At 60.6% G+C, this 25,667-nt stretch carries 18 protein-coding genes and 1 pseudogene; 5 read left to right on the top strand and 14 right to left on the bottom strand.

Annotated elements, in window-relative coordinates; genetic code table 11:
* Positions 1-34: 34 nt before the first annotated feature.
* Positions 35-278 (top strand): annotated as a pseudogene (locus P3T16_RS17230) (YeeE/YedE thiosulfate transporter family protein); the annotation flags it as partial.
* A 73-nt stretch (positions 279-351) separates the two neighbouring features.
* Here P3T16_RS17230 and P3T16_RS17225 read toward each other — a convergent pair.
* Positions 352-606, bottom strand: coding sequence for a hypothetical protein (locus P3T16_RS17225; RefSeq protein ID WP_429343176.1), 255 nt, complete (start codon positions 604-606; stop codon positions 352-354).
* Positions 607-750: 144 nt separating this feature from the next.
* Between P3T16_RS17225 and flhD the strand changes: the two genes are divergently transcribed.
* Together flhD and flhC are read left to right on the top strand one after the other, a co-directional pair.
* Positions 751-1,071, top strand: coding sequence for a flagellar transcriptional regulator FlhD (gene flhD, locus P3T16_RS17220; RefSeq protein ID WP_429255912.1), 321 nt, complete (start codon positions 751-753; stop codon positions 1,069-1,071).
* Between the two features lie 11 nt (positions 1,072-1,082).
* Complete coding sequence (gene flhC / locus P3T16_RS17215) at positions 1,083-1,646, top strand: flagellar transcriptional regulator FlhC (protein WP_429255913.1); 564 nt, start codon at positions 1,083-1,085, stop codon at positions 1,644-1,646.
* Positions 1,647-1,768: 122 nt separating this feature from the next.
* Here the strand turns inward: flhC and P3T16_RS17210 are convergent, their stop codons facing one another.
* The 10 genes from P3T16_RS17210 to P3T16_RS17165 form a co-directional block, all read right to left on the bottom strand.
* Positions 1,769-3,097 (bottom strand): Nramp family divalent metal transporter, encoded by a 1,329-nt coding sequence (locus P3T16_RS17210; RefSeq protein WP_429255914.1) that lies wholly within the window; start codon positions 3,095-3,097, stop codon positions 1,769-1,771.
* Between the two features lie 54 nt (positions 3,098-3,151).
* Complete coding sequence (locus P3T16_RS17205; RefSeq protein WP_429343175.1) at positions 3,152-4,309, bottom strand: acyl-CoA dehydrogenase family protein; 1,158 nt, start codon at positions 4,307-4,309, stop codon at positions 3,152-3,154.
* A gap of 37 nt (positions 4,310-4,346) precedes the next feature.
* Positions 4,347-5,003 carry a methionine ABC transporter permease gene (locus P3T16_RS17200; RefSeq protein ID WP_429343174.1) on the bottom strand — a complete coding sequence of 219 codons (657 nt, stop codon included), beginning with the start codon at positions 5,001-5,003 and terminating at the stop codon, positions 4,347-4,349.
* Positions 4,996-6,153 carry a methionine ABC transporter ATP-binding protein gene (locus P3T16_RS17195; RefSeq protein WP_429343173.1) on the bottom strand — a complete coding sequence of 386 codons (1,158 nt, stop codon included), beginning with the start codon at positions 6,151-6,153 and terminating at the stop codon, positions 4,996-4,998. The genes P3T16_RS17200 and P3T16_RS17195 overlap by 8 nt, the downstream gene beginning before the upstream one ends.
* A 40-nt stretch (positions 6,154-6,193) precedes the next feature.
* Positions 6,194-7,588 (bottom strand): LLM class flavin-dependent oxidoreductase, encoded by a 1,395-nt coding sequence (locus tag P3T16_RS17190; protein WP_429343172.1) that lies wholly within the window; start codon positions 7,586-7,588, stop codon positions 6,194-6,196.
* 29 nt (positions 7,589-7,617) lie between these two features.
* A complete protein-coding gene (locus P3T16_RS17185) occupies positions 7,618-8,451 on the bottom strand; it encodes a MetQ/NlpA family ABC transporter substrate-binding protein (RefSeq protein ID WP_429343171.1) in 834 nt (277 codons plus the stop codon).
* A gap of 386 nt (positions 8,452-8,837) precedes the next feature.
* Positions 8,838-10,355 (bottom strand): efflux transporter outer membrane subunit, encoded by a 1,518-nt coding sequence (locus tag P3T16_RS17180; RefSeq protein ID WP_429255920.1) that lies wholly within the window; start codon positions 10,353-10,355, stop codon positions 8,838-8,840.
* A gap of 11 nt (positions 10,356-10,366) precedes the next feature.
* Positions 10,367-13,558: an efflux RND transporter permease subunit gene (locus P3T16_RS17175; RefSeq protein ID WP_429343170.1), complete on the bottom strand. Its 3,192-nt coding sequence runs from the start codon at positions 13,556-13,558 to the stop codon at positions 10,367-10,369.
* Between the two features lie 70 nt (positions 13,559-13,628).
* Positions 13,629-14,861 (bottom strand): efflux RND transporter periplasmic adaptor subunit, encoded by a 1,233-nt coding sequence (locus P3T16_RS17170; RefSeq protein WP_429255922.1) that lies wholly within the window; start codon positions 14,859-14,861, stop codon positions 13,629-13,631.
* A 34-nt stretch (positions 14,862-14,895) separates the two neighbouring features.
* Positions 14,896-15,747, bottom strand: a complete 852-nt coding sequence (locus P3T16_RS17165; RefSeq protein ID WP_429343169.1) for an alpha/beta hydrolase — start codon at positions 15,745-15,747, stop codon at positions 14,896-14,898.
* Positions 15,748-15,921: 174 nt separating this feature from the next.
* Here P3T16_RS17165 and P3T16_RS17160 point away from each other — a divergent pair, with 174 nt between their 5' ends.
* Both P3T16_RS17160 and P3T16_RS17155 read left to right on the top strand, forming a co-directional pair.
* The gene (locus tag P3T16_RS17160; protein WP_429343168.1) at positions 15,922-16,926 is read left to right on the top strand and encodes a LysR family transcriptional regulator; all 1,005 of its coding nucleotides are present in this window, start codon (positions 15,922-15,924) and stop codon (positions 16,924-16,926) included.
* A gap of 164 nt (positions 16,927-17,090) precedes the next feature.
* Positions 17,091-17,396 carry a DUF4148 domain-containing protein gene (locus P3T16_RS17155; protein WP_429255925.1) on the top strand — a complete coding sequence of 102 codons (306 nt, stop codon included), beginning with the start codon at positions 17,091-17,093 and terminating at the stop codon, positions 17,394-17,396.
* Between the two features lie 1,162 nt (positions 17,397-18,558).
* On the opposite strand, the gene P3T16_RS17150 is transcribed toward P3T16_RS17155, so the two are convergent.
* From P3T16_RS17150 to P3T16_RS17140, 3 genes are all read right to left on the bottom strand, one after another.
* On the bottom strand, positions 18,559-19,464 hold the full coding sequence (locus P3T16_RS17150) for a cation diffusion facilitator family transporter (protein ID WP_429343167.1): 906 nt from the start codon (positions 19,462-19,464) through the stop codon (positions 18,559-18,561).
* A 50-nt stretch (positions 19,465-19,514) separates the two neighbouring features.
* Entirely contained in the window at positions 19,515-20,579 is a 1,065-nt protein-coding gene (selD, locus tag P3T16_RS17145; RefSeq protein ID WP_429343166.1) for a selenide, water dikinase SelD, read from the bottom strand.
* A gap of 151 nt (positions 20,580-20,730) precedes the next feature.
* Positions 20,731-25,569, bottom strand: a complete 4,839-nt coding sequence (locus P3T16_RS17140; RefSeq protein ID WP_429343165.1) for an NAD-glutamate dehydrogenase — start codon at positions 25,567-25,569, stop codon at positions 20,731-20,733.
* Positions 25,570-25,667: the final 98 nt, after the last annotated feature.

Raw genomic sequence — 25,667 nt, 5'->3', positions numbered from 1 at the left:
CCGCTCGCGCTGCCCAGATCCCGGTTCCGCTACCCGCTCACCAGCAGCGGCGCCGGTTGGCGGCCTGTTGCCAGGCTACGAGGCCCGACTGGTCTACGGTTGTAATATTGGTGTGTATTTCAGCTGGATCGTGTCAGGCAGCCTGTGCGGCTGGCCTGACTGTTGTCGCGGTTGCCGGTAATGTCTTCCACACCCGGTTGCGTCCCCTTTTTGGACTCGAAGTGGAACGTATCCGGTGGACGGGCTGCTCTCAGTTACAAACTCGGCGTCATTTGTAACGTCTGACCGAAAGGTATGCGTTACACATCACCCCAAACCGGGCCGCCAGACGGACCCGCATTTTTTACCGAGCTAGAAGGCGAGTTTTACTTCGCTCCTTTTTAGCGGCATATCATTCCCTTCCCGCGCTTCCCTTCTTCCCACTTTCATCAGTACTTTCCCGAATCCCCGTCGCACAAGGCTTTGCGTCGAGCCAGGCGTTTTATCCGACGAGTGAAACAGCCTGTGCCCGGCATATTGCACGCGTATGAAAAAGTTACCGAAAGTGGCGTTGGTTTTTTGAGATATTTTTTGAGAAAAGGATTGATTTCCGAGATATGCCTTCATACAATTCGCTCCAAGGTGTTACGAGATGTAACACCTTGTATCAAAGTTGCACTGGCGCCGGAAATCTTCAGTGTCCGGCGGGGCACAAAACATAACGGCAAAAAATGCCGACAAAATGTAATTCGGGGCTTCGGGAAACGAAAAATGGACCGTAGCAGCGAGACGCTGGATTCTATCCGCGAGATTAACTTGTCTTACATCATGCTTGCGCAACGTATGCTGCGCGAGGACAAGCCGATCGGAATGTTCCGGTTGGGACTGTCGTCGGAACTGGCTGATCTGCTTGCCGGGCTGTCGCTCGCGCAGATCGTCAAGCTGGCCGCTTCCGATCAGCTTTTATGTTTTTTCCGCTTCAACGACCACTCCATGTTGTCGGCGTTGACGCAGACGACGAAACACGCGGAAGTGGCGCCGACTCACGCTGCTATCCTGCTAGCGGGTCAGCCCGCAGAGCAGTTCGCATAAAGGTGACGGCGATGCTTAAGCGAAGTCTGACGGAAGACGCACAGGAAGTATTTCGCGCCATCGCGTTGATTCAACTCGGCGCGCGCATGCAGGTGCTCGAGAGCGAACTGACGCTCTCCCGCGACCGCATGATCCGCCTGTACCGCGAGGTCAAGGGTGTATCGCCGCCGAAGGGCATGCTGCCTTTCTCGGCCGACTGGTACATGACATGGCTCGCCAATATTCATGCTTCGCTCTTCTATAACACTTACCTGTTCCTGAAGAACGAAGCGCGCTGCTCGCATCTGGACGCGCTGACGAAGGGTTATCGCCTGTATCTGGAGCATTGCCAGCACAGCGATGCCGAGCCGGTGCTGGATCTGACGCGTGCATGGACGCTCGTGCGTTTCTTCGACGCCGACATCCTGCAACTCACGCCCTGCTGCCGTTGCACGGGCAAGTTTGTGGCGCACCGGCATGATCTGCAGCACAACGTCGTGTGTGGCGCATGCCAGCCGCCGTCGCGCGCAGGAAAGACAAAGAAAGCCGCCGCTGCGGCAAAGCTGGAAACGGCGCAGATCGCTGAAGCTGCCTGAGTTCAGTGTGCGAAGTGAAGTGCCTTTAGAAGCCGGCGCCTGTGCGCCGGTTTTTCTTTTTTGTACCCGCGATGTCCGGCGAAAACGCCTGACGTTGTTCAAGGCAGGCTCAGGCTCAAGGGTCAGGCGATCCAGCCGACGGTCTGTACCACGAGCCACAGGTTCGCCGCACTGATCACGCCAAACAGCAGCCATGCGAGCAGACGCGTCGGTAGCCGGTTCGTGAAATCGCCCATCAGCGTCCGGTCGTTCGTCATGCGGATGAGCGGCCAGAGCGCAAACGGCAGTTGCAGGCTCAACACCACCTGGCTTGCGACCAGCAGTTTCCCCACTGCGCCGTTGCCCATCATCTGCACGCCAATCAACGCCGGTACCAGTGCAAGCGCACGCGTAATGAAGCGCCGCTGCCAGCACGGAATCTTCAGTTTCAGAAAGCCTTCCATGATGACCTGCCCGGCAACCGTGCCGGTAAACGTCGAACTTTGCCCGGACGCCAGCAGTGTGATCGCGAACAGCACCGCTGCCAGCCCGCTACCGACGACTGGCGCGAGCAGCTTGTACGCATCTTCGATATCGGTTACCTGATTGTGGCCGGTTGCATGGAACGCGGCCGCGGCAAGGATCAGTATCGCCGCGTTGATGAGCAGTGCAAGCACCAGCGAAACAATCGTATCGATGCGCGACAGGCCGATCGCCGCTGCGACATTGGGCACGTTGCGTTTGACAACGCGCGTCTGCACGATCGACGAATGCAGATACAGGTTATGCGGCATCACGGTCGCGCCGAGAATACCGATCGCAAGATACAGCGGCTCGCGCTCGCCGAGGGCGTGCCACGACGGCACGAGTCCTTGCGCGACGGACGGCCAGTGCGGCTGCACCAGCGCGAGTTCGACGATGTATCCGAGGCCGATGGTCGCGATCAATCCCAGGACGATCGCTTCAAGCGAACGGAAATTCTTGCCCTGCAGGCCGAGCACGATGAGCGTATCGAACGCGGTGAGGATTACGCCGGTGGTCAGCGAGCAACCCAGGAGCAGATGAAACGCGAGCGCGCCGCCCAGCACCTCTGCCAGGTCGCACGCGACGATCGATAGCTCCGCCAGCAACCATTGCCCGCGCGCGACGTTCGGCGAGTACCGCGCACGCGAAAGCTGCGCGAGATCCTGCCCGGTCACAATGCCGAGCCGCATGCTCAGGCACTGCAACGCCATCGCCGCGAGACTCGACAGCATCACCACGAACAGCAGGTTGTAACCGTAGCGCGAGCCGGCTTCGATATCGGTTGCCCAGTTGCCCGGGTCCATATAGCCGATCGAAATCAGCAGGCCCGGACCCGCGAACTGCAGGATCTTTTTCCAGAACGGCGCGCCTTGCGGGACCTCGACCGATCCCTTGACCTCGGATGGGCAGAACGGCGCGGTAGCGGTGGTGGGTAATTTGTATGGCAAGCCGGTCGTCTCTCGAGGTGGGTGAACGCCTGCCAGCAGGCGTTGCAGGCGACCTCAAGTGTACAAAGAAACTTCCGGCAGTGTCCCGCTCAACGCAAAACGGCCGACGTCGCGTACGCGGTAATCCAGCGGATCGTGCAACGTATGGACGCGTGCATTGCGCCAGAAACGGTCGAACGCGAGCGGCGCGTCGGTCGAGCGGGCGCCGCAGGCGTCAAACAGGCCTTCGCTGACGTCGAGCGCGGCGCGGTGCGCGAGTATCTTCGCTTCCGATACGGCGAGCCCTACGTGTGCACGTTCTTCGGCAGTGAGTTCAACGCCCTTTCGCCACGCATCGTCGAGTGCCTGCGCAGCGCGGGTCGCAAGCGCCTCGGCGCTGACTGCCTTCAGACGCATCTCGCCAAAGCGCTGGATCTGATACGGATCGTCGGTCGCCTTCTCGACGCCGGAACTGATCCATGGGCGTACGTACTCCGTCATGTAGCGGCGCGCCTCTTCGAGCGCGCCTTCCGCGATACCGACGAACAGGTTTGTCAGCACCAGCTGCGAGACGAGCGTGCGCAGCGACGCGTACGGTGTCGGTAGACTTTCCGAGCGATGCAGCACTTCTTCAGCTGCGACGTGGACGTTGTCAAACGACACGCTACCGCTATCCGTCTGACGTTGACCGATCGGATTCCAGTCTTCATGAACCGTGATGCCTTCGCGCGCAGTCGGCACGACAGCGAAGATCGGCTTGCCGGTCGCAGGGTCGTGCCCCGAGACGGTCATCATCTGCGAGCCTCGCGTGCCGGAGCAAAATCCCTTCTTTCCATCGAGCCGGTAGCCCCCGTCACCCGTTGCGGTTGCAACCAGTCGTGTATCGAGCGGATTGACGGCGTTGCCCCACCACCATGGTCCGTCGACTGTGCCTTTCAGGTAACGCGCGCGCTGGGTATCGTTGCCCCAGACATTTACGCTCGCCACCTGCAGAAACTGGAATCCCAACACGTGCGCAAGCGCGCTGTCGACGCGCGCAATCGCACGAACGGTTTCGTAGATCTGCTGCCACGGTGCGTCCCGGCCGCCAAATTCTGCGGGCACGGCAAGCGTCAGCAGGCCGGTGTCGGCAATCCACTGTTTTTCCTGCGCAGCGTGGCCGCCTTCGCGGTCACGCTGCGCAGCGGTTGCGCGCAATGCGTCGAGGAGGCCGGAAAGGTATGCCTGCGTCATGTTCCTCTTTTCCTGATGAACCTGAATCGATGCGGGCTCACGTGCGCTGCGTGAGCCGTCGTACAAAACGGTCGCCGACAAACTGCACCACCGTGACAATCGCGATGAGCAGCACGATAACCGTCACCATCACGGTCGTGTCGAAACGCTGATAGCCATAGCGGATCGCGAGATCGCCAAGACCGCCCGCGCCGACGGCACCCGCCATCGCCGATGAGCCGATCATCGCGACCACGGTAATGGTGAAGCCGCCGAGAATGCCGGGAAGCGCTTCGGGCAGCAGCACATGCCAGATGATGTGACGACGTTGCGCGCCCATCGCCTGTGCCGCCTCGATCAAACCACGATCCACCTCACGCAGACTCACTTCGGCGACACGCGCAAAAAACGGAATCGCCGCGATGCTGAGCGGAACAATCGCGGCCCACACACCGATGGTTGTGCCGATCAGAAGACGCGTCAACGGCAGCAGCGCGACGAGCAGGATGATGAACGGCGTCGAACGGAATGCGTTGACGAGCGCGCCGAGCGTCGAGTTGACCGCGCGCCGCTCGAAGATGCCGCCGCGCGTTGTGGTGACGAGCACCAGCGCAAGCGGAATGCCGATCACAAGCGCGACCAGCGCAGATACGCCCACCATGACAACGGTATCGCGAATCGCGCCGACCAGTTCGGAGAGCCACAGGTCAGACATAGCCCAGCACCTCCACGTGGTTCGCATAGCGACGCGCACTGTCGACGAGTGTCGCTATCTGCGCGCGCACGCTCTTTTCGTCCTGTGCTGTCGCTTTCAGCTGCGCAGTGACAACAAGCCGTCCTTGCGCATGCCCTTGAATGCGGTCGATTCCGCCATGCACGAAATTCACCTTGCCGCCTTCTGCACCGAGCGCCTGGGCGAGACCACCGAGATCGGGTTCACCGTTGGCGCCGGTAAAGCGCACGTCCAGCAGGATCTGTGCGTCGCCTCGAGGCATGTCGTTCAATGGACGAACACGCGCGGAGAGGTCCGCGGGCAGGTCATGAACCAGCGTACGCAGCAACGCGCGCGTCGCGTCGTGCTGCGGATCGCCAAACACGCGCCACACCGGGCCCGTCTCGGCAACTTCGCCACGTTCGAGCACGGCCACCGTGTCGCACACTTCACGGATCACTTCCATTTCGTGCGTAATCAGCACGATCGTCAGGCCAAGCCGGCGATTGATATCACGCAGCAACGCGAGGATCGACTGCGTGGTTTCAGGGTCGAGCGCGGAGGTCGCTTCGTCACACAGGAGGATGTCAGGGTCGTGTACGAGCGCACGGGCAATGCCGACGCGCTGCTTCTGGCCGCCGGACAGACTCGCCGGATACGCATTGTGCTTCGCCGACAACCCGACAAGTTCAAGCAGCGCATCGACCTTCGCATCGATAGCGGTCTTTGGGGCGCCTGCAATTCTGAGCGGCAACGCGATGTTCTCGCGCACGGTTCTGGCGGATAGAAGATTAAATTGCTGAAACACCATGCCGATACGCCGCCGCAATCCCACCAGCGCACGTTCATCGAGTTCGCCGACGCTCACGCCGTTCACGCGCACCGCGCCAGAACTCGACTTCTCCAGCCCGTTGACGAGACGCAGCAGCGTCGACTTTCCCGCGCCACTGCGTCCGATAATGCCGAACACTTCACCGCGCGCGACGTCGAACCGGACATTCGCAAGTGCGGTATGCGTGCCTGTACGCCCGCAAAAAACCTTGCCGACATGATCGAATACGACTGCTGCCTGCGTCGCGCTGCGATCCGCAGTGATGGAACCAGGTGCCGGCGTTTCTTCGATGAACCGCGGCAAATCGAGCAGAGTAGACATTGAGCGATTCCTCTTTTATACGGCGATAACCGGGATCAAATCATGCGTCGACGGCTGAGTGCGACCACACGCGATGCTGCGCACCCGCGTGAACCGTGGGCAATCGCGCACGTCCCGCGCCGAACAGTTTTTCGCGCAGCGTCGGCGCCGGGTCGTAGTCTTCCTTGTACACGCCACGGTTCTGCAACTCGGGCACCACCAGATCGACGAAGTCTTCGAACGATTCCGGCATCACAGTGCGCGTCAGATTGAAACCGTCGATACCGGTTTCCTCGATCCACGACACGAGTTCGTCCGCGATCTGACGGGGCGAGCCCACCACGGGTTTCGCGCGGCCCCCCAGCGTCATCTGTTCGAGCACCTTGCGTTTGGTCCACACGCCCGTCGTGCTCTTCTTCGAAATCGCCTCAACAGCTGATTGCATCGACTCCGTCTTCACGTACGAAATCGGTTCATCCAGTTCGTAGCGCGCAAAATCGATACCCGTCGAACTGGAAAAATGCGCGATGCCGCCTTCGGCGCTCGCGTAGCGGCGATACTCATCGAATTTTTCCTGTGCCTCGCGTTCCGTTGCGCCCACAACGACCGTGATGCCGGCAAAAATCCTGATGCCGTCGGGTGCGCGTCCGAAGCGCACGGCGCGGGCGCGAATGTCGTTGACTATCGAACGCGTCAGCTGCTTGTTCTGCCCGCCGACGAATACGCATTCCGCGTGTCGCGCCGCGAAGTCCACACCACGCGAGGATGAGCCCGCCTGATACAGCACAGGCGTGCGTTGCGGCGAAGGCTCGCTCAAATGAATCGCGTCGATCGAATAGAACGGTCCGTCATGCTTTACACGATGCACCTTGTCCGGATGTGAAAACACGCGCGTAGCCCGATCGCGTACAACGGCATCGTCTTCCCAGCTCTGTTCCCACAGCTTGTAGACCACATCCATGTAATCGTCGGCACGATCGTAGCGGTCGTCGTGGCTGATCTGCTGCGTGAGGCCCATGCCGCGCGCCGCGCTGTCGAGATAACCGGTGACGATGTTCCAGCCGACACGCCCCTTCGTCAGATGATCGAGCGTCGACATGCGGCGCGCGAACAGATAAGGCGGCTCGTACGTGAGATTCGACGTGATACCGAAGCCGATGTGCTTCGTCACATGGGCCATCGCCGGCACGATCAGCGCGGGATCGTTGATCGGGATCTGCACCGCTTCGCGCAACGGCGTATCCGGGCCATTCTGATAGACGTCGTACACGCCAACGATATCGGCCAGAAAGATCCCGTCGAACTTGCCGCGCTCGAGCGTCTGCGCGAGATCCGTCCAGTAGTCGAGATCCGTGTAGCGCGCGGAGCGATCGCGCGGATGCGTCCACAGACCATGATTGATGTGACCGACCGCGTTCATGTTGAACGCGTTCAGCAGGATCTTCTTCTTTGCCATCGTATGCGTCCTCTTGCGGCGTGCACGAATTACCAGGCTACCGCGTATAGCGTGCCGAATGCCTTGTCGAGCGCCGTGCGGACGGCCGGCGAATGCTGGTAGATCGCGATGAACTTGCGGATACGCGGGTCGTTCACGCTCTCAGGCCGCACCACCCACTGGATCGCGTAGTTCTTGTTCTCCAGTCCGTCGAACAGTAGCGCGCTGTTCGGATCGATTGTGCCGGCAAGCTTGATGAAGCTCGGATAGCCCTGTGCGAGATCGACGTCGTCGAGCGAACGCGCGAGTTGTGATGCTTCGAGCTGCACGATCTTCAGATGCTTCGGGTTATCCGTGATGTCGAGCGTCGTCGCACGAAAATCGACGCCCGGCTTCAGCTTGATAAGGCCCGCACGCTGCAGCAGAAGCAGACCGCGTCCGCCGTTGACCGGATCGTTGGCAATCGCCACCGTTGCGCCGTCTTTCAGGTCCTCGAAGCGCTTCACCTTCTTTGAATAGAGACCGATCTTCATGATCGTGCCCGGCGCTATCGCAACGAAGTTATAGCCGCCCTGCTTCTTCGCGTTCTCAAGAAACGGAATGTGCTGGAAGTAGTTGACGTCAATGTCCTTGTTTGCGAGAGCGGCGTTCGGCGTGTTCCAGTCGGTGAACTCGATGATCTTGACGTCCAGCCCCTGCTCTTTTGCTTCCCGTGCTGCGACCTTCAATGCCTCGATCTGCGGGCTGGTGGCGGTGCCGATGGTGAGCGTCTCCGACGCGATGGCGCCCACTGTCGAGACGGCAAGCGCTACACCCACAGCGCCCGACATTAAGACTCGTCTCGTACCCAGAAGACGCCGCACAGCCGAACGAAAAAAACGCATGGTGAACTCGCTTGAATAAATTTTTTAGAGTGAGCCGATCCGGCGTCAGCCGCCAGGCGGGACGAAGCAGGATTCAGGCAACAGAAGTCAGAACCGCGTCAGCGGTTCGAAAGGCTTGATATGCGAGCGGTCTAGCGCCGACAGCGGAAATGCGGAAAGGTCATCGCCTCTCTCCAGATGAGGTGAAAACGATGATAAGCGCGTGATAACAGCCGGTCTACGAAGCGATTTTCGAAAGGAAATCGCTAAACGCGATATATGTGACGGAGAATTCGAACCGTGCGGATGGGGGTTTCATCGTCAAGAGAAAAAAAACGGGCGGGAATCCATAGATCCCGCCCGCTGCGCTGCTTACTGCGTTGTTACCTTGTTGCCCGGCCTCGCGCTCAGTTTTTCGCGATCTGCTGCTGCGTAGCGTTCGAGCCGACGTCGGTCTTCACGTCTCCCCAACCGCCGCCGAGTGCGCGGATCAGGTTAACAGTCGCCACGGCCTGCGTGCCCGCCAGATGACTCGACTGCAGCTGCGACTGCAACACCTGTCGTTCGCTGTCGATTACGTCGAGATAGCTGACCTGCCCTTCCTTATACTGCGTGCTTGACAGATGCGACGCGCGCTGCGATGCGTTCACCGCATCATTTTGCTCGCGCATCTGGTCTTCGAGCAGACGCAGGTCGGCGAGGTTATCCTCGACTTCGCGGAACGCAACCAGCACCTGCTGACGATACTGCGCAACGTCCTCGTCATACTTCGCACGTGCCTGGTCGAGTCCGGCCTGACGACGGCCACCGTCGAAAATCGGCACCGTCAATGCGGTGCCCGCAAGCGGCCCGAGCAGGAACGCGCGGCTCGACCACATGAAGAGATCGCCAAGCGTCGCCGATTCAAAGCCGAATGCACCCGTGATGTCGAGCTTCGGGAAGAACGCCGACTTCGCGAGACCGACACGTGCGTTCGCCGCAGCCATCGCCCGTTCCGCTGCCGCGATATCCGGCCGGCGTTCAAGCAATGCAGACGGCAATCCGGCAGGCACGCGTGCCGTAACGAGCGCAAGCGGCGTTTCCGGGAACGAGAAGTCTGCCGGCGCCTTGCCAAGCAGAATCGCGAGGCTGTGCTCGGAGGCCGCACGTTGACGCGCCACGCCAACCGCATCGGCGCGCGCGCTCGACAGTTCATTCTTTGCCCGCGAAAGATCCAGTTCGCTGATGTCGCCTTCCTTGAAGCGCTGCTGGACAAGTTTCAGCGTGTCTTCACGCAGCGAGACCGTTCGACGATACAGGTCCTGATCCGTATCGAGCTCCCGCAACTGGAAGTAGTTCTGCGCGACGTCAGCCTGCAACGCGAGTTGCACGGACAGGAACAACGCTTCGCTTTGCTGTGCATCGGCACGCGCCGCGTTGACGTTCGAACTGACCCGACCGAACAGATCAGCCTCATACGCGACCGTGCCCTGTGCACGCCACACGGTCTGCGTCGGCACGTTCGCGTTCTGCGGCAAACCTTGCGACACGGGCGACAGACGCTCGCGCGTCGGGCTGAAGCCCGCGTCGACCTGCGGGAACCACGCCGCCCGCGCAGCCTGTTGCAGCGCACGCGATTCCTGCACGCGCGCAGCGGCCGCCTTCAGATCCTGGTTCGCATCGGCCGCCTGTTTTTCCAGATCGTTTAGCGTCGCGTCGCCGAAAATCGTCCACCATTCGCCGCGATGCGCATCGTCGGCCGGCTGCGCGGGCATCCACGTGCCAGCATCCTTTGCATCGATGACAGGCGCTTCCTTGAATGCAGCCGGCGTCGGTGCGTCGGGACGCTTGTACGTCGGCTCGACCGAGCAGGCCACGAGCAGCAGCATCAACAAGCCGCTCGCCGCCGCGCGGCCCCACCCGCGCATGGATTCATATCGTTTCATTGTTTTCTCCCTCAAGCGTCCGTCGCCGGCACGCCGCCCTTGTAATGCGGCGCATCTTTCTGTGCGACGTGAATCGTGCCGCCTGCCAGCGTGCGCAGCACCACATAGAACACCGGCGTCAACATCAGGCCAAAGAGCGTGACGCCCAGCATGCCGAAGAACACCGCGATACCCATCGCGTGACGCATTTCAGAACCCGCACCCGACGACAGCACGAGCGGCACCACACCCATGATGAAAGCGATCGACGTCATCAGGATCGGACGCAGACGCATGCGGCTCGCCTCGATCGCAGCAGACAGCGGCGTGTGCCCATCGTGCTCGAGTTCGCGGGCGAACTCGACGATCAGGATCGCATTCTTCGACGCCAGCCCCACCAGCACCATCAAGCCGATCTGCGTGAAGATATTGTTGTCACCCTGCGTGAGCCACACACCGGTCAGCGCGGACAGCACGCTCATCGGCACGATCAGGATCACGGCGAGCGGCAGCGTCAGGCTTTCATACAACGCAGCCAGCACGAGGAACACGAGCAGCACGCTGATCGGGAACACCCACATACCGGCGTTGCCTGCGAGGATCTGCTGATACGTGAGGTCGGTCCATTCGAGCTTGACGCCATGCGGCAACGTCTCTGCCGCAATGCGTTCAGCCGCAGCCTGGGCTTCGCCCGACGAGTAGCCTGGCGCCGGTCCACCGTTGATATCCGCAGCGGTGTAGCCGTTGTAACGCACAACCATTTCCGGTCCATACGTCGGCGTGACAGTCACGAGCGATGACAGCGGCACCATTTCGCCATTCCGGTTACGCGTCTTCAGTTGCAGGATGTCGTCAGCGCGTTGACGGAACGGCGCATCAGCCTGCACCCGCACCTGATACACGCGGCCAAAGCGGTTGAAGTCGTTCACATAGAGCGAACCGAGATAGATCTGCATCGTGTCGAACACATCCGTCACCGGCACGCCGAGCTGCTTCGCCTTCACGCGGTCCAGATCGACATTCAGCTGGGGCACGTTGATCTGATAGCTCGAGAACGTCGGTCCGAGTTCAGGTGCGGTCGATGCCCGCTTGACAAACGCTTCGGCTGCCTTGTTCAGCTCCGCATAGCCGACTGCGCCGTGGTCCTCGAGCTGCAACTTGAAGCCGCCCAGCGTACCCAGACCCAGCACCGGAGGAGGCGGGAACACCGCAACAAACGAGTCCTTGATTGCGCTGTACTTGCCGTTCAACGCACCCGCGATCGCACCGGCGGAAAGTGTCTTGCTGCCGCGATCATGGAACGGCTTGAGCGTGACGAACACGATGCCCGCGCTCGAACTGTTCGTGAAGCCATTCACCGAAAGACCCGGGAACGCCACCGCGCTTTCAACACCAGGCTGCTTCAGGGCGATATCGCTCATATCGCGAATCACCTTTTCCGTACGGTCCAGCGAAGCGCCGTTAGGCAACTGGGCAAACGCGATCAGATACTCCTTGTCCTGCGCCGGCACGAAGCCACCCGGCACAATGCGGGCAACCAGCACCGTCGCGCCCAGCAAGACCGCGTACACCACGAGCATCGCGCCCTTGCGGCCCAGCACACCCTTCACACCGCGGCCATAGCCTTCAGAGCCGCGATGGAACACCTTGTTAAAGCCTCTAAAGAAAGGTCCCAGCACACGGTTCATCACACGCGTGAGCCAGTCTTCCTTTTCACCGTGGCCGCGCAACAGCATCGCCGACAACGCCGGCGACAGCGTCAGCGAGTTGAATGCCGAGATCACCGTCGAGATCGCGATGGTCATCGCGAACTGCTTGTAGAACTGGCCCGTCAGACCGCTCATGAATGCGAGCGGCACGAACACGGCGACGAGCGTCAGCGCAATCGCGATGATTGGCCCACTCACTTCCTGCATCGCCTTGTACGTCGCGTCGCGCGCACTGAGCCCGCTTTCGATATTCCGCTCAACGTTCTCAACGACCACGATCGCATCGTCAACCACAATCCCGATCGCGAGCACCATCCCGAACAATGACAATGCGTTGATCGAGAAGCCAAATGCAAGCAGCAACGAGAATGTACCGACGATCGACACCGGCACCGCAATCAGCGGAATAATCGACGCGCGCCACGTTTGCAGGAACACGATCACCACGATCACGACCAGCGCGATGGCTTCGAGCAGTGTGTGCACCACCGCTTCGATACTCGAACGCACGAACTGCGTCGGGTCATAGACGATCTTGTAGTCGACGCCCGCGGGCATATCTGCCTGCAGATCCTTCATCTGCTTGCGGACTTCGTCGGAGATCGCGAGCGAATTCGCGCCCGGCGCCTGGTTGATTGCGAGCGCAACCGCCGGCTTGTTGTCGAGCAGCGAACGCAGACCGTATTCCGATGCGGCGAGTTCGATCCGTCCCAGGTCCCGCAGATACGTCACGCCACCATCGGGCGCGGTCTTGACGATGATGTCGCCGAACTCGTTTTCGGTGGTCAGACGCCCACGTGCATTGACGGAGAGTTGCAGCGTCGTGCCCGGAACCGAAGGCGATGCGCCGATCGTGCCCGCTGCAACCTGAATGTTCTGCTCGCGGATCGCGTTAACCACTTCGGTTGCGGTCAGGCCGCGTTGCGCCACCTTCTGCGGATCGAGCCATACGCGCATTGCGTAGTCACCTGCGCCCCACAACTGCACCTGGCCGACGCCCTGGATCCGTTCGAGACGGTCCTTCACGTTCAGCAGCGCGTAGTTGCGCAGGTACGTCATGTCGTACTGGTTGTTCGGCGAGATCAGGTGGACCACCATCGTCAGCGTCGGCGAACTCTTGATCGTCGTGACGCCAAGGCGTTGCACGTCTTCCGGCAGGCGCGGCAGCGCCTGGTTGACGCGGTTCTGCACGAGCTGCGTCGCGAGGTCCGGGTTCGTGCCGAGCTTGAACGTGACCGTCAGCGTGAGATTGCCGTCGCTATTTGCCTGCGACTGCATGTACAGCATGTTCTCGACGCCGTTGATCTGCTCTTCGAGCGGCGAAGCCACGGCTTCGGCGATCACTTTCGGGTTTGCGCCCGGATACTGCGCGTGCACCACGACCGAAGGCGGCACCACTTCCGGATATTCGGAGATCGGCAACTGGAAGAGCGAGATCACGCCCGCCAGCAGGATCAGGACCGATAGCACACCCGCGAAGATGGGCCGGTCGATGAAGAATTTGGATATGTTCATTGGGGGCTCTTGATGTTGGAGAGCTTGCGCGAGACGAAAGCGAATGCGCAAATCGCGTTCAGGTCGTCGCTCATGAGTTCTTCGCGGCTTTGGCGCGTGCCTGCGGCTGCGCTTGCGTCTGTGCGAGCGGGGCGCCATTCGGGTCGGTGTCGCCCGTCATCGGCACCATGTGTGCGCGGACTTCGGCGCCCGGACGCACACGTTGCGTACCGTTCACGACAATGCGGTCACCGCTTTTGAGGCCGCCCGTCACGACGCGCAGATTGCCCTGCTGTCCGCCCACCTGCACTTCGCGATAGACAACGTGGTTGTCCTTGTCGACGACGAACACAAACTTCTTGTCCTGGTCGGTGCCGACGGCCGCGTCATCGATCAGCAGGGCCGGATGCGGCGCGCTGCCGCCCACCTTGATACGTGCATAGAGGCCCGGTACAAGCGCGCCATCCGTGTTATCGAAGCGTGCGCGAACGCGGATCGTGCCCGACGACGTATCGAGCCGGTTGTCCACCGAATCGATCGAACCCGAGCGCGAATAGCCGCTTTCGTTGGCGAGACCGAGGTCGACCGGCACCCTGCGGCCATCCTTTGCCTGGCTGATGTACTGCAGATAGGTCTGCTCATCGGCGTCGAACGATGCGTAGATCGGCGAAACGGAGACAAGCGTCGTCAAAGGTGCAGCGCTTGCGCCCGCCGAGACCACGTTGCCTACCGTGAATTCCGCACGCGAAACACGCCCCGACACCGGTGCGACAATCTTTGTGTAACCGAGATTGATCTTTGCGGTTTCGAGCGCGGCGGCAGCGGCCTTCAGGTTTGCGCTTGCTTCACGCGCGGCGTTCTGCTTTTCGTCGTAGTCGCGTTTAGCAATGGCGTTATCGGTGATCAGTCGTTGTGCGCGTTCCCAGTCGCTTTGTGTGTAACCCGTGCGCGCCTGCGCCGCTGCGAGCTGTGCCTCTGCGCGATCGACTTCAGCGGCATACGGACGCGGATCGATCACAAACAGCGTGTCGCCTTTCTTTACCAACGCGCCGTCCTTGAAATTCACCGAGACGATCGTGCCGGAGACCTGGGGACGGATATCGACTTTCTCGACAGCTTCGAGTCGGCCGGAATAGGTCTGCCAGTCGGTAATGGTCTTTTCGATGACGGTTGCAACGTCGACCTCGGGGACGATGGTCGGCGCGGCCTGCGCAGGCGCGCGGGCGTCGACGCGGATCGCGCCGAGCGTACCGAGGCCCGCAACAACGAGCACTGAAACAATAGCAATCGTTAGACGTGGACGAGAAAGATTGAAAATGGACATGACAGACTCCCGGATTTGTTGGTTGAAGTTGTGGTTATCTTTGGGTGCGCGCAGCGAAACGGCACTGAAAGAACCGAACGGCTTCCTGCAATGCGCCCGGATGCTCCGCGAGCGCTGCGTGCGACACACTGGGGTAGCGAACGACCTGTGTCAGCACACCGGCATCGATCAGGCTGCTCGCGTATTTCTCCGCCTCGACGTGCAACACGTCGTTTTGCGCGGTAATGATCAGCGTCTCCGGCAAGCCGGCGAGACGCGAGGATTCCAGCGGCGCGGCGTACGGATGCATCCGTTGCGACGCCTGCGGCAGGTACGCGCGATAACAGGCTGCGCATTCGCTCGCCGTGATATCGGAGCGCAGGCGCTTTTCATCGCCTAGCCGCGTCAGGCTTGGGTCGAGCATTGGACCAAACAACGCCTGCGCATCGATGCGTACGTCACCGCGATCGCGGGCGATAAACGCAAGACAGTTGGCAAGCTGGCCGCCTGCATCGTGACCCGCAACGCCAAGCCGTTTCGTGTTGCCGCCAAATGCCCGGGCCCGCGTCTGCACCCAGAGCGCGGCGCGGTGCGCATCTTCGGGCGCCGCTGGAAACGGGAATTGCGGGGCAAGCGAATAGCCGACCGATACGACAAGTGCTGGTAAGTGTTCTGCGAAATAACGCGCTGCGATGTCGGCGCAGTCGATGGAACCTCGTACAAAACCGCCGCCGTGAAAGTAAAGCAGTACAGGCAGTGCGGTTTTACCTGACCGTCTATAAAGGCGCAGCGTGATGTCCTGCGCGTACCCTTCGATCTGCACGTCGGTCACGACCAGAGCGGGCGAAGCGTCCGCCAGCAGGCCTTCCACGGCAACAAAGGGGTAAGACGGCTTGAAAGCATCCATGTCGAAGCGGCGCAATGCGCAAAGTATCCGAATGGAGCGAATTGTGGGTTCTGCAGACTCGCAAATAAATGCCTATAATCCGGCAACACAATTCGGTGCGCCTGAACAATCGATCCGCTCATTCGCGATTTCGGTGATAGTCCAGTAGCACCAGCCCCTATCCGGAGGTCAGCCATGGACCGTCTTCAGGCCATGCAGGTGTTCACACGGGTTGTCGATACCAACAGCTTCACGCGCGCTGCCGAAACGCTCGACATGCCGCGCGCGTCTGTCACCACCATCATCCAGAATCTCGAAGCGTTCCTTGGCGTGCGCCTCATGCATCGCACGACGCGGCGTCTCTCGTTGACGCCTGATGGGGCCGCTTACTACGAACGGTGCGTGCGCATCCTCTCCGACGTCGAGGAGACGGAAGCGAGTTTCCAGCGCGGCAACAAGAAGCCGACGGGCAAACTGCGCATCGACATGCCCGGCTCGATCGGACGTCTGCTCGTCATTCCGTCGCTCTGCGAATTCCATACGCGGTACCCGGATATCGATCTGCAACTCGGATTGACTGACCGACCGGTCGATCTGCTGCAGGAAGGCGTCGATTGCGTCGTGCGGGTGGGCGCGTTGCAGGATTCGTCGCTGGTGGCGCGTCGTATCGGGCTTTTCGAGCATGTGTCGTGTGCGTCGCCGGCGTATCTGAAGCACTTCGGCACGCCGCAATCGATTGAGGATCTGGAGAACCACAAGGCCGTGAATTATTTTTCGAGCCGCACGGGCCGCGTGATCGACTGGTCGTTCAAGGTCGACGAGAAGGAAATTGAGGTCAAGATGAAGAGCATCGTGTCGGTCAACGACGCGGATGCTTACGTGACGTGCGGTCTCGAGGGATTCGGCCTGATCCAGCCGGCGTTTTACATGGTGCTGCCGCACCTGCGTTCGGGTGAGCTGGTCGAGGTGCTGCCTGACCTCAAGCCGCTGCCGATGCCGATTTCGGTGGTGTATCCGCATAGCCGGCATCTGTCATCGAAGGTGCGCGTTTTTGTCGACTGGATTGCTGAAATATTCGATCGCTGCCCGCTTTTGAGCGGCCGCGGTGACCTCGACAGGGTCTGTTCGATGCGCACGCTGGAAGAGCGCGAATCCGCGCCGGCGCTTGAAACGCCGGTATCACCCGAGTGGGTCGCCTGACCTGCGCGGCAGAGGACGATCGCGGCCGCGTGCCGCGATTGTTCTGAAATCACGACAATTCATTTCGCGAAAGCCGGGTTTATCCCGAGTGTCACAGAGCCTACATTTCACCCTGTCGCAGCGCTGACTGACAGCGCGGCAAACCGAATCGACAGGAGTGGATCATGAAGCGCAATCTCTTTGCAGGTCTTGCCCTTTCGCTGCTCGTTAGCGCCCCGGCCTTTGCGGACGGCGGCGGTGGAATTGGCCGCGCTGGTACGTACAACGATCAATGGTGGAGTCATTCGAGCACGACGACGCGTGCGGAAGTGAAGGCCGGAATCAACGATGCGTATCGCGATGGCACATTGCCGGCGTTGAACAAGACGAGCTATCCGGAACAAGGGCTCATTGGCCGCACGCAGGCTGAGCGGCTTGCTGTTCAGGCTGGTGATGAGGGTGCTACGCGCGTTGCCCGCGCTGGACAGTGATTTCTTATGCGTTTCGGCGCCTGTTTTTTCTTGCGGCGCCTTTGCTTTCTTTTTGTCTTGAGGAGTTGATCATGAATAATGCCAATCCTTCTGAACTCGATCACTGGAATTCGAATACGCCAGTTTGGGTGCCCTTTCGTCAAGCTCAGCATTGAAGTGCTTGTCGGGGTTGTGGTTGCCTGCGCGGTGCTTGGGGTTTTTGGGGTTTTTGTTTTTTTTGCTTTAGTGTACTGACCAGGGTTGGCCCCCCCTTTTGCGGGGAGGCATTGGTTTTTTTTTGCCTTCCTGGCGGGTGGGTTTTGCCTGCGTGCCGGTGTTTTTTTTGGCCTTTCCTTGTATTCGTGTCGGTCTATTTGCGTCGCCCCTGTGCGGGGCGGCACCTACTTTTCTTTGTCCTTGCCAAAGAAAAGTAGGCAAAAGAAAGGCGCCGAAAACTCGATACTTCCAGGTTGTGTGACACGCGGGGAATGGCACCCCATGAGGTGTCGCCCCCGCACTTCACACGGCATGGGTCCGCGCACGAGAACATCTCTCGCGAAATGCACGTTAGTGACAAAGGGCTCATCCGCCCGACTCCGCGCTACGCGCATCGCCGTTGGGTACACCACTCCCTCCGCTCGCCCTTCCCCGCCCTTTCGCTATTCTCGCCTGTTGCATTGTTAGCGGCATTACCGGACGGCGTTAGTAGCGAGGTATCCCTTTAAAAGCCGACGGCTTTTTTGGAGAGAGGTAGCTGCGTCCAACGCCTGCGGTGCGCTCGCTACACTCTGCCGAGCGTCGACTTCCTGCGTACTTTGTGAAGTGCGGCCCGCGCACCGCCACTAGACACCCGTCCGTGACGCACGCAGTGCGGAGCGGGATGAATGAGCCCTGTGTCACGAGCGGTGCTGCGCGAGGGACGCTCTCGTGCGCGGACCCATGCCGTGTGAAGTGCGGGGGCGACACTTCATGGGGTGCCATTCCCCGGCAGCGACACACCTCGGAACGGACGAGTTTTCGGCGCCTTTCTTTTGCCTACTTTTCTTTGGCAAGGACGCCCCGAAGGAAGTCCCCTTGGGGGACAAAGAAAAGTAGGTGCCGCCCCGCACAGGGGCAACGCCAATAGACCGACATGAACACAAGGAAAGGCCAAAAAAACCCTCGAACAGACAAACAAAAAACCCTAACCCCGAGCCACATCGGGCTCAAAAAAAACCCACCGCACCTGCGGAAACCTCTCCTGCATATCGGCTTCAATAACATTAATCGCGTCGACCATCGCGCGCCCACTCTCATAGTCGATCATCTCCGCCTGAACGGCGACCACCACATCCCGTCCCCACTGCAATGTAATCAGATTGATCACGCCGCGAACTTCAGGCCGTGCGCGCACAAACGCCTCGACCTCGCGTCGGACCTCCGGGCTCGCGGACTCGCCGACAATCATCGACTTCACCTCTCTCGCCACCAGCCACGCAATCACCATCAAAAGCACGCCAACGCCTATCGATCCCAGTGCATCGTATACCGGATTGCCCGTCATCATCGTCAGCAGCACGGCCACAAACGCGGTCGCCAGCCCCGCGAGCGCAGCAACGTCTTCGCCCGCCACCACCAGTAATTCCGACTCGCGCGTTTCCCGAAACCATCGCCACATCGACTTGCGCGGATGGCTCTTGCGGATTTCCTTAACGGCGCCCGCAAGCGACAGCGACTCAAGCACCACCGATACACCCAGCACCACGAGAGCAACATACGCATGCGAGAGCGGCTCGCGCGCAAACAACCGGTGAATCCCCTCATAAACCGAAAACGCACCACCCACAAAAAACAGCAGCAACGCAACCAGCAACGAGTAAAAATAGATCTCGCGCCCCGAGCCCATCGGATGAAGCCGGCTTGCCGGTCTTCGCGCCTGGCGCAGTCCAAAGAGCAAAAGAATCTGGTTGCCGCAGTCCGCCGTCGAATGGATCGCCTCCGCAAACATCGAACCCGAACCGGTAAATGCAGCGGCGGCGAACTTGAAAATCGCAATGCCCAGGTTTGCAGCGAGCGCGTAGAAAATGGCCTTCGGCGATTCTTCTGTCATCGTGAGTGCAACGGGTTAAAGTTGAAATCGGCCACTAAACGACCGAACGGTCAGCCAGCGAACACGCGCGGCAGGCCATCGCGCATCTCGCCAATCACGGTCGCGCAATCGAAACCGTCGGCATGGAAGAGCGCCAGCACATCGTCGACAGTGTCCGGCGCGCACGCCACCAGCAATCCACCCGATGTCTGCGGATCCGTGAGTAGCGCACGGGCGTGATCGGGCAAGCCAGCGTCAAGCGAAATGCTTTCGCCAAACGACAACCAGTTGCGCGCCGATGCACCTGTCACCACGCCCGACGAAGCGAACGCTTCCACGCCCGGCAGCCACGGCAGGTCGGCATATCGCAGATGCGCACTCAGCCCCGCGCCGCGTGCAAGCTCCAGCGTGTGACCCAGCAAACCAAAACCGGTGACATCCGTCATCGCATGCACGCCCTTTAGCGCAGCGAGTTCAGTGCCAGGACGATTGAGCTTCGTTGTCGTCGCAATCATCGCTGCGTAGCCCGCTTCATCCAGTTTCTCTTTCTTTAATGCCGCCGATAGCACGCCCACGCCCAGCGGCTTGCCAAGCACGAGCACGTCACCCACCTGCGCCGAAGCATTGCGCTTGACGCGTTGCGGATGCACGATACCAAGCGCAGCGAGCCCGTAAATCGGCTCGACAGAATCGATCGAATGACCACCCGCTACAGGAATGCCAGCCAGCGCGCAGACGTCCTCACCGCCGCGCAATATGGTTGCGATCACGTCATGCGGCAAGACGTTGATCGGCATGCCGACCAGCGCCAGCGCAAGAATGGGCTTGCCGCCCATCGCGTAGACATCGGAGAGCGCATTCGTGGCTGCAATGCGGCCAAAGTCATAAGGATCGTCGACGATCGGCATGAAGAAGTCCGTCGTCGCGACGATCGCCTGTTCGTCGTTCAGGCGATACACCGCTGCGTCATCAGCGGTCTCAGTACCGACCAGCAGATCGGGAAATGCAGGGAACGGCACACTGCGTTTCAGCAGTTCTGACAGCACGCCAGGTGCGATCTTGCAGCCGCATCCGCCGCCATGCGACAGGCTGGTAAGGCGCGGCGCGGCCGCATTCAACGATAAGTCTTGAGTCATGGCGGGTAACGGGTCGGGATGGCAATAACCGTATTATGGGCAATCCCGCAGACATAGGTACAGCAGGCGCGCCACGCATGCCCCGCGTGCGCGCCTCGGGCCCGCGCTGATCAGCCGCGAGGAACAGGGCCGAACGCGGCCCTGAATACCGTCAGGCCCGTTCAAGCACTGCCATTTCCCGAACGATGACAAGGAGCATCGAGAGACTCGCGCCGCCTGTCGCCCGAAGATCGGCCAGCAGCCTCGCGTAGCGTTCCAGCGCAGCCTTGCGCTTCTCGTCCCATGTTTCGACCAGCGACGCCGGCGTGTCGTGCTCCGAAGCGGATGCCAGCGCACTCGTCGTCAGCGCGCGCTTCAGGCGCGCCAGCTCAGCGAGCGCCGCCGCGCGCGCCAGCATGTCCCAATGCGTCGGCGTGGGTAACGCCATCGCGCGTTCGGCGATCCAGCTGTAGTTCAGCCGCGTGCCGAGCGCGAAGTACACACCCGCAACGAGTTCAAGGTTGCGATTGCACGTCGCCGCGACTTCGGCAATGTCAAGCAGTTCCGCTGAAATCCCGCCACTCGCTACATGTAACGCCAGTTCACTATCGACGCCTGCCTCCACCAGTTCGCGCTGACGTTCCGATAACGCCTCCATATCGGCCTGCGGCAAAAGCGTCGGCAATTGCGGCGCAAGCCGTTGCACGGCCTCGCGACACCGGCCAAGCAGATCCGCAACACCGCCGTCGTGCACGGCCCCAAGCTGAAATTGCCGCATAAACCAGAGCGCAGCACGCTCAAGCAGGCGTGTGACTTCGACAAACATGCGTGCCTGCACATCGTCAGCGACATGGTTATCGAGCGCATCGATCTGCCGCCAGACTTCGTTCAGATCGAACACATCGCGTCCCATGACGCACGCCCGCACGATGTCGCCAGGCTTTGCATCGGTCTCTTCCATCAGACGATGCACGAATGCACAACCGACGCGATTCACTAACGCATTCGTCAGATGCGTCGCCAGAATTTCCCGTCTTAGCGGGTGATGCGCCATTGGCGCACTAAAGCGCATCTGCAAAGGCCGCGGAAAATATTCGACCAGCATGTCGGCCACCAGCGGATCTTCCGGCATGTCGGATTCGAGCAGCGCGTCGTACAGCCACATCTTGCTGTACGCGAGCAGCACCGCGCGTTCCGGCGTCGTGAGACCGAGCCTGGCCGTCTGCCGCTCGGTGATTTCCTCGTCGGTGGGCAGAAATTCGATCACGCGGTTGAGCCGTCCGGCCCTTTCCAGCCAGCGCATCAGGCGCACTTCCGTATCGAGCATGTCGACGCCATAACGCCCGGCGATCGATAACGCCTGTGTCTGATAGTAGTTGTCCTGCAGCACCAGCAATCCGACTTCATCGGTCATTTCGGCCAGCAGCGCGTTGCGTTGTTTCTCCGTCATCTCGCCGTCGGCCACCACGAGACCCAGCAGAATCTTGATGTTGACCTCGTGATCCGAGCAGTCGACGCCAGCGGAATTGTCGATTGCGTCCGTGTTGATGCGGCCGCCGCGTTGCGCGAATTCGATGCGGCCGAGTTGCGTCAGCCCAAGATTGCCGCCTTCCGCGACGACCTTGCAGCGCAGATCCGCACCGTTCACGCGTATCGCGTCGTTCGCACGATCGCCGACCTGCAGATGCGTTTCGCCGCTCGCCTTGACGTAGGTGCCAATGCCGCCGTTATAGAGCAGATCGACCGGCGCCATCAGGATCGCGCGCATCAATTCGTTTGGCGCGAGCGCAGCAGCGTTGATGCCGAGCGCGGCCTGAACAGCCGCCGACAGCGGGATCGTTTTCGCCGTGCGCGGAAACACGCCGCCACCCGGTGAAATCAGCGCGCTGTTGTAATCGGCCCAGCTCGAACGTTCCAGCGCGAACAGACGGCCGCGCTCCGCAAGACTCGTCGCCGGATCCGGCGTGGGATCGAGAAAAATATGGCGATGATCGAAAGCCGCGACGAGGCAGATATGCGGCGACAGCAGCATGCCATTACCGAACACATCGCCTGACATATCGCCTACGCCGACAACCGTGAAATTCATCGTCTGCGTATCGACGCCCATCTCGCGGAAGTGTCGCTTTACCGATTCCCACGCACCGCGCGCGGTGATCGCCATCTTCTTGTGGTCGTAGCCGACCGATCCGCCCGAAGCAAACGCGTCGTCAAGCCAGAAGCCATACTCGCGGGAAATCGCATTGGCGTAGTCGGAAAACGTAGCCGTGCCCTTGTCGGCGGCGACGACAAGATAAGGATCGTCAGGATCGCGGCGCACCACATCTGGCGGTGGCACAATCGTGCCGCTTGCGAGGTTGTCCGTCACATCGAGCAGCCCGCGCAAAAACGTCTGATAACACGCAACGCCTTCGCGCAGCCACAATTCACGGTCCGAAGGCGGCGGCGGATTCTTCACGACGAAGCCACCCTTCGAGCCGACGGGCACGATCACCACGTTCTTCACCATCTGCGCTTTCATCAGGCCAAGCACTTCCGTGCGGAAATCCTCGCGACGGTCGGACCAGCGCAAACCGCCGCGCGCCACGCGCCCACCGCGCAGATGCACGCCCTCGACACGCGGCGAATACACCCAGATCTCGAACATCGGCTTGGGCTCGGGCAAACCCGGCACCTTTGACGGATCGAACTTGAACGACAGATACGGCTTCGGTTCTCCGTGCCCGTCGTGCCGGTAATAGTTCGTGCGCTGCGTCGCATTGATTACGCCGAGAAACTGGCGAAGAATCCGGTCTTCATCGAGATTCGGCACCTGATCGAGTGCGGTATCGATCGCCTTCAGCAACTGTTCGCGTCTGGCTTCACGCGTTTCGCCATAGGCGGGATCGAATCGCGCAATGAACAGTTCGACAAAGCGGCGCGCAATATCCGGATTGCCCGTCAACGCGCGTTCGATGTATGCGTCGCTGAAGGTGGATCCAACCTGGCGCAGGTATTTAGCGTACGCCCGCAGGATCGTCACTTCGCGTGCATTAAGCTTCGCACGCAGCACCAGACGGTTGAAGCCATCGTTTTCTATTGCACCTGTCCATACCTGTTCGAACGCGTGTTCGAACAGGTCCTTGACGTGCTCGATGTCGAACTCGACATCGTCTGCGAGTTCAAGGCCAAAATCGTGAATCCATGCGGGCGTCGCATCAGGCGCTTCGATCAGATACGGCCGCTCTTCATCCACACGCACGCCGAGATTTTCGAGCATCGGCAGGCTGCGTGACAAGGCAATCGGCTCGCCGGCCCGATAGACCTTGAAGCGGAACGCACGCGCCCCCGCTTCGATTGGCCGGTACAGGTTCATTGCAAGCCGTCCGGTGCCCTGCAGACGCTCGATCAGATCGATATCGCGCACGGCCGTTCGTGCAGGATAGTCGTCGCGATAGCCGGCCGGAAAGGAATCCGCGTAATGTTGCAATAACCGGTTGCCCTGCTCTTCGCCAAATGCATCGAGGAGCGCATCGGCGAGATCGTCCTGCCAGCGGCGCGTAACCTGTACGAGTCGTGCTTCGAGTTCGCGGGTATCGACGTCGGGCATCGCGCCCGGCTCGGCACGCACGACAAAATGGATACGCGCGAGTGTCGATTCCGACAGCAAAGGTGTGAACTCGACGCTCGCGCCGTTAAACGCGCCTCGCAGCAGCTGCGCGATGCGTCGGCGCAGATCGGTGTTGTATTTTTCGCGCGGTACGAAGACGAGGCACGACACGAAGCGGTCGAAGCGGTCGCGTCGTATGAAGAGGCGTGTGCGCTGATGCTCCTGCAAACGCAGCACGCCTAGCGCAGCGTCATATAGCGAATCTTCATCGGCCTGAAATAGTTCATCGCGCGGCCATGTTTCAAGCACGGTGACGAGCGACTTCGCCAGATGTCCCTTCGGTAAAAAGCCTGCCCGCCTGACGATATTCGCGCACTTGCGGCGCACGATCGGAATCTCCGAACTCGACACCATATAGGCCGTCGATGTATACAGCCCGATAAAACGCCGCTCGCCGGTCACCTTGCCGTCGGGTCCGAGCAGTTTGACGCCCACGTAGTCGAGATAGCCGGGCCGATGCACGGTCGCACGCGAATTGGCCTTCGTGAGGAAGACGGGCGATGGGCCGCTGATGATCTCGCCTGCCCCAGCGGGCAATGGCGTGACGTCGGCGGTGCCGGGGCGCTGCGTTTCGCGCAGGATGCCAAGCCCGGAGCCCGCTACCGCGCGCAGGCCGAAGCCCGCGCCGTGTGGCACGAGTTCATAATCGCGCTGGCCGAGGAAGGTGAAATGATCGGCTGTCATCCACTCGAGAAACGCACGCGCCTCAGTTGCGTCGGCGCTGGTTTCCTGCGCCTTCATCGCCTTGATTGTCTGACGCGAAATATCGACAATCTTCGGCCAGTCTTCGACCGAGGCGCGTACATCGTGGAGTACCCTCGCGATGTCGTCACGCAGGGCGTCGAGCTTCGCTGCATCGCCGCAACGATCGACTTCGAAGTGGATGAATGACGTTAGCTGCGACTGCGGATCGGCGGCATCGGCTGCGCCTGCACCGACCCGCACGATAGCGCCTTCCCGATCGCGCCAGATGCGAAACACAGGGTGCACGACGGAATGCAGCGCCAGACCCAGGCGGTTGACGGCCATCGATACTGAATCGACCAGAAACGGCATGTCGTCATTGACGATTTCAATAACCGTATGGTCGGAATGCCAGCCGTGCTGTTCGAGAATCGGGTTATAAACCCGGAGGCGTTCGCTGCCAGGTACGAAGCGCTGCGCCGTCTGCCAGTGCGCCATCGCCGCGCCATACAGGTCGGCGATGCTACGACTTTGCATGTCATCAGCATCGACGAAGTCGTAATAATGCAACAGGAACGGTTCGACGATTGCATACGCGGGCTGTGGCAATCTCCCACGTGCGAATTCGGCAATATCGATCAGTAAATGCGCGACCGCTTCTTCGTTCTTCGCCTGCATGATGTCCTCCGCGACGGGTGGCAATCGATAGCAATGCTAGAACCGGATTATGCGCCCTTCGGGTGCAAAAGCGATGACCGGTAACCCCAGATTAATTG

It is taken from the genome of Paraburkholderia sp. GAS42 (assembly GCF_050436565.1).
GTDB lineage: Bacteria > Pseudomonadota > Gammaproteobacteria > Burkholderiales > Burkholderiaceae > Paraburkholderia.
This window is presented reverse-complemented; position numbering and strand designations above follow the sequence as displayed.

Bases quoted from the DNA above. Each gene is read 5' to 3' on its own strand.
- P3T16_RS17225 (WP_429343176.1), bottom strand. From the start codon at position 606: ATGAAGGCATATCTCGGAAATCAATCCTTTTCTCAAAAAATATCTCAA.
- flhD (WP_429255912.1), top strand. From the start codon at position 751: ATGGACCGTAGCAGCGAGACGCTGGATTCTATCCGCGAGATTAACTTG.
- flhC (WP_429255913.1), top strand. From the start codon at position 1,083: ATGCTTAAGCGAAGTCTGACGGAAGACGCACAGGAAGTATTTCGCGCC.
- P3T16_RS17205 (WP_429343175.1), bottom strand. From the start codon at position 4,309: ATGACGCAGGCATACCTTTCCGGCCTCCTCGACGCATTGCGCGCAACC.
- P3T16_RS17200 (WP_429343174.1), bottom strand. From the start codon at position 5,003: ATGTCTGACCTGTGGCTCTCCGAACTGGTCGGCGCGATTCGCGATACC.
- P3T16_RS17195 (WP_429343173.1), bottom strand. From the start codon at position 6,153: ATGTCTACTCTGCTCGATTTGCCGCGGTTCATCGAAGAAACGCCGGCA.
- P3T16_RS17190 (WP_429343172.1), bottom strand. From the start codon at position 7,588: ATGGCAAAGAAGAAGATCCTGCTGAACGCGTTCAACATGAACGCGGTC.
- P3T16_RS17185 (WP_429343171.1), bottom strand. From the start codon at position 8,451: ATGCGTTTTTTTCGTTCGGCTGTGCGGCGTCTTCTGGGTACGAGACGA.
- P3T16_RS17180 (WP_429255920.1), bottom strand. From the start codon at position 10,355: ATGAAACGATATGAATCCATGCGCGGGTGGGGCCGCGCGGCGGCGAGC.
- P3T16_RS17175 (WP_429343170.1), bottom strand. From the start codon at position 13,558: ATGAACATATCCAAATTCTTCATCGACCGGCCCATCTTCGCGGGTGTG.
- P3T16_RS17170 (WP_429255922.1), bottom strand. From the start codon at position 14,861: ATGTCCATTTTCAATCTTTCTCGTCCACGTCTAACGATTGCTATTGTT.
- P3T16_RS17165 (WP_429343169.1), bottom strand. From the start codon at position 15,747: ATGGATGCTTTCAAGCCGTCTTACCCCTTTGTTGCCGTGGAAGGCCTG.
- P3T16_RS17160 (WP_429343168.1), top strand. From the start codon at position 15,922: ATGGACCGTCTTCAGGCCATGCAGGTGTTCACACGGGTTGTCGATACC.
- P3T16_RS17155 (WP_429255925.1), top strand. From the start codon at position 17,091: ATGAAGCGCAATCTCTTTGCAGGTCTTGCCCTTTCGCTGCTCGTTAGC.
- P3T16_RS17150 (WP_429343167.1), bottom strand. From the start codon at position 19,464: ATGACAGAAGAATCGCCGAAGGCCATTTTCTACGCGCTCGCTGCAAAC.
- selD (WP_429343166.1), bottom strand. From the start codon at position 20,579: ATGACTCAAGACTTATCGTTGAATGCGGCCGCGCCGCGCCTTACCAGC.
- P3T16_RS17140 (WP_429343165.1), bottom strand. From the start codon at position 25,569: ATGCAGGCGAAGAACGAAGAAGCGGTCGCGCATTTACTGATCGATATT.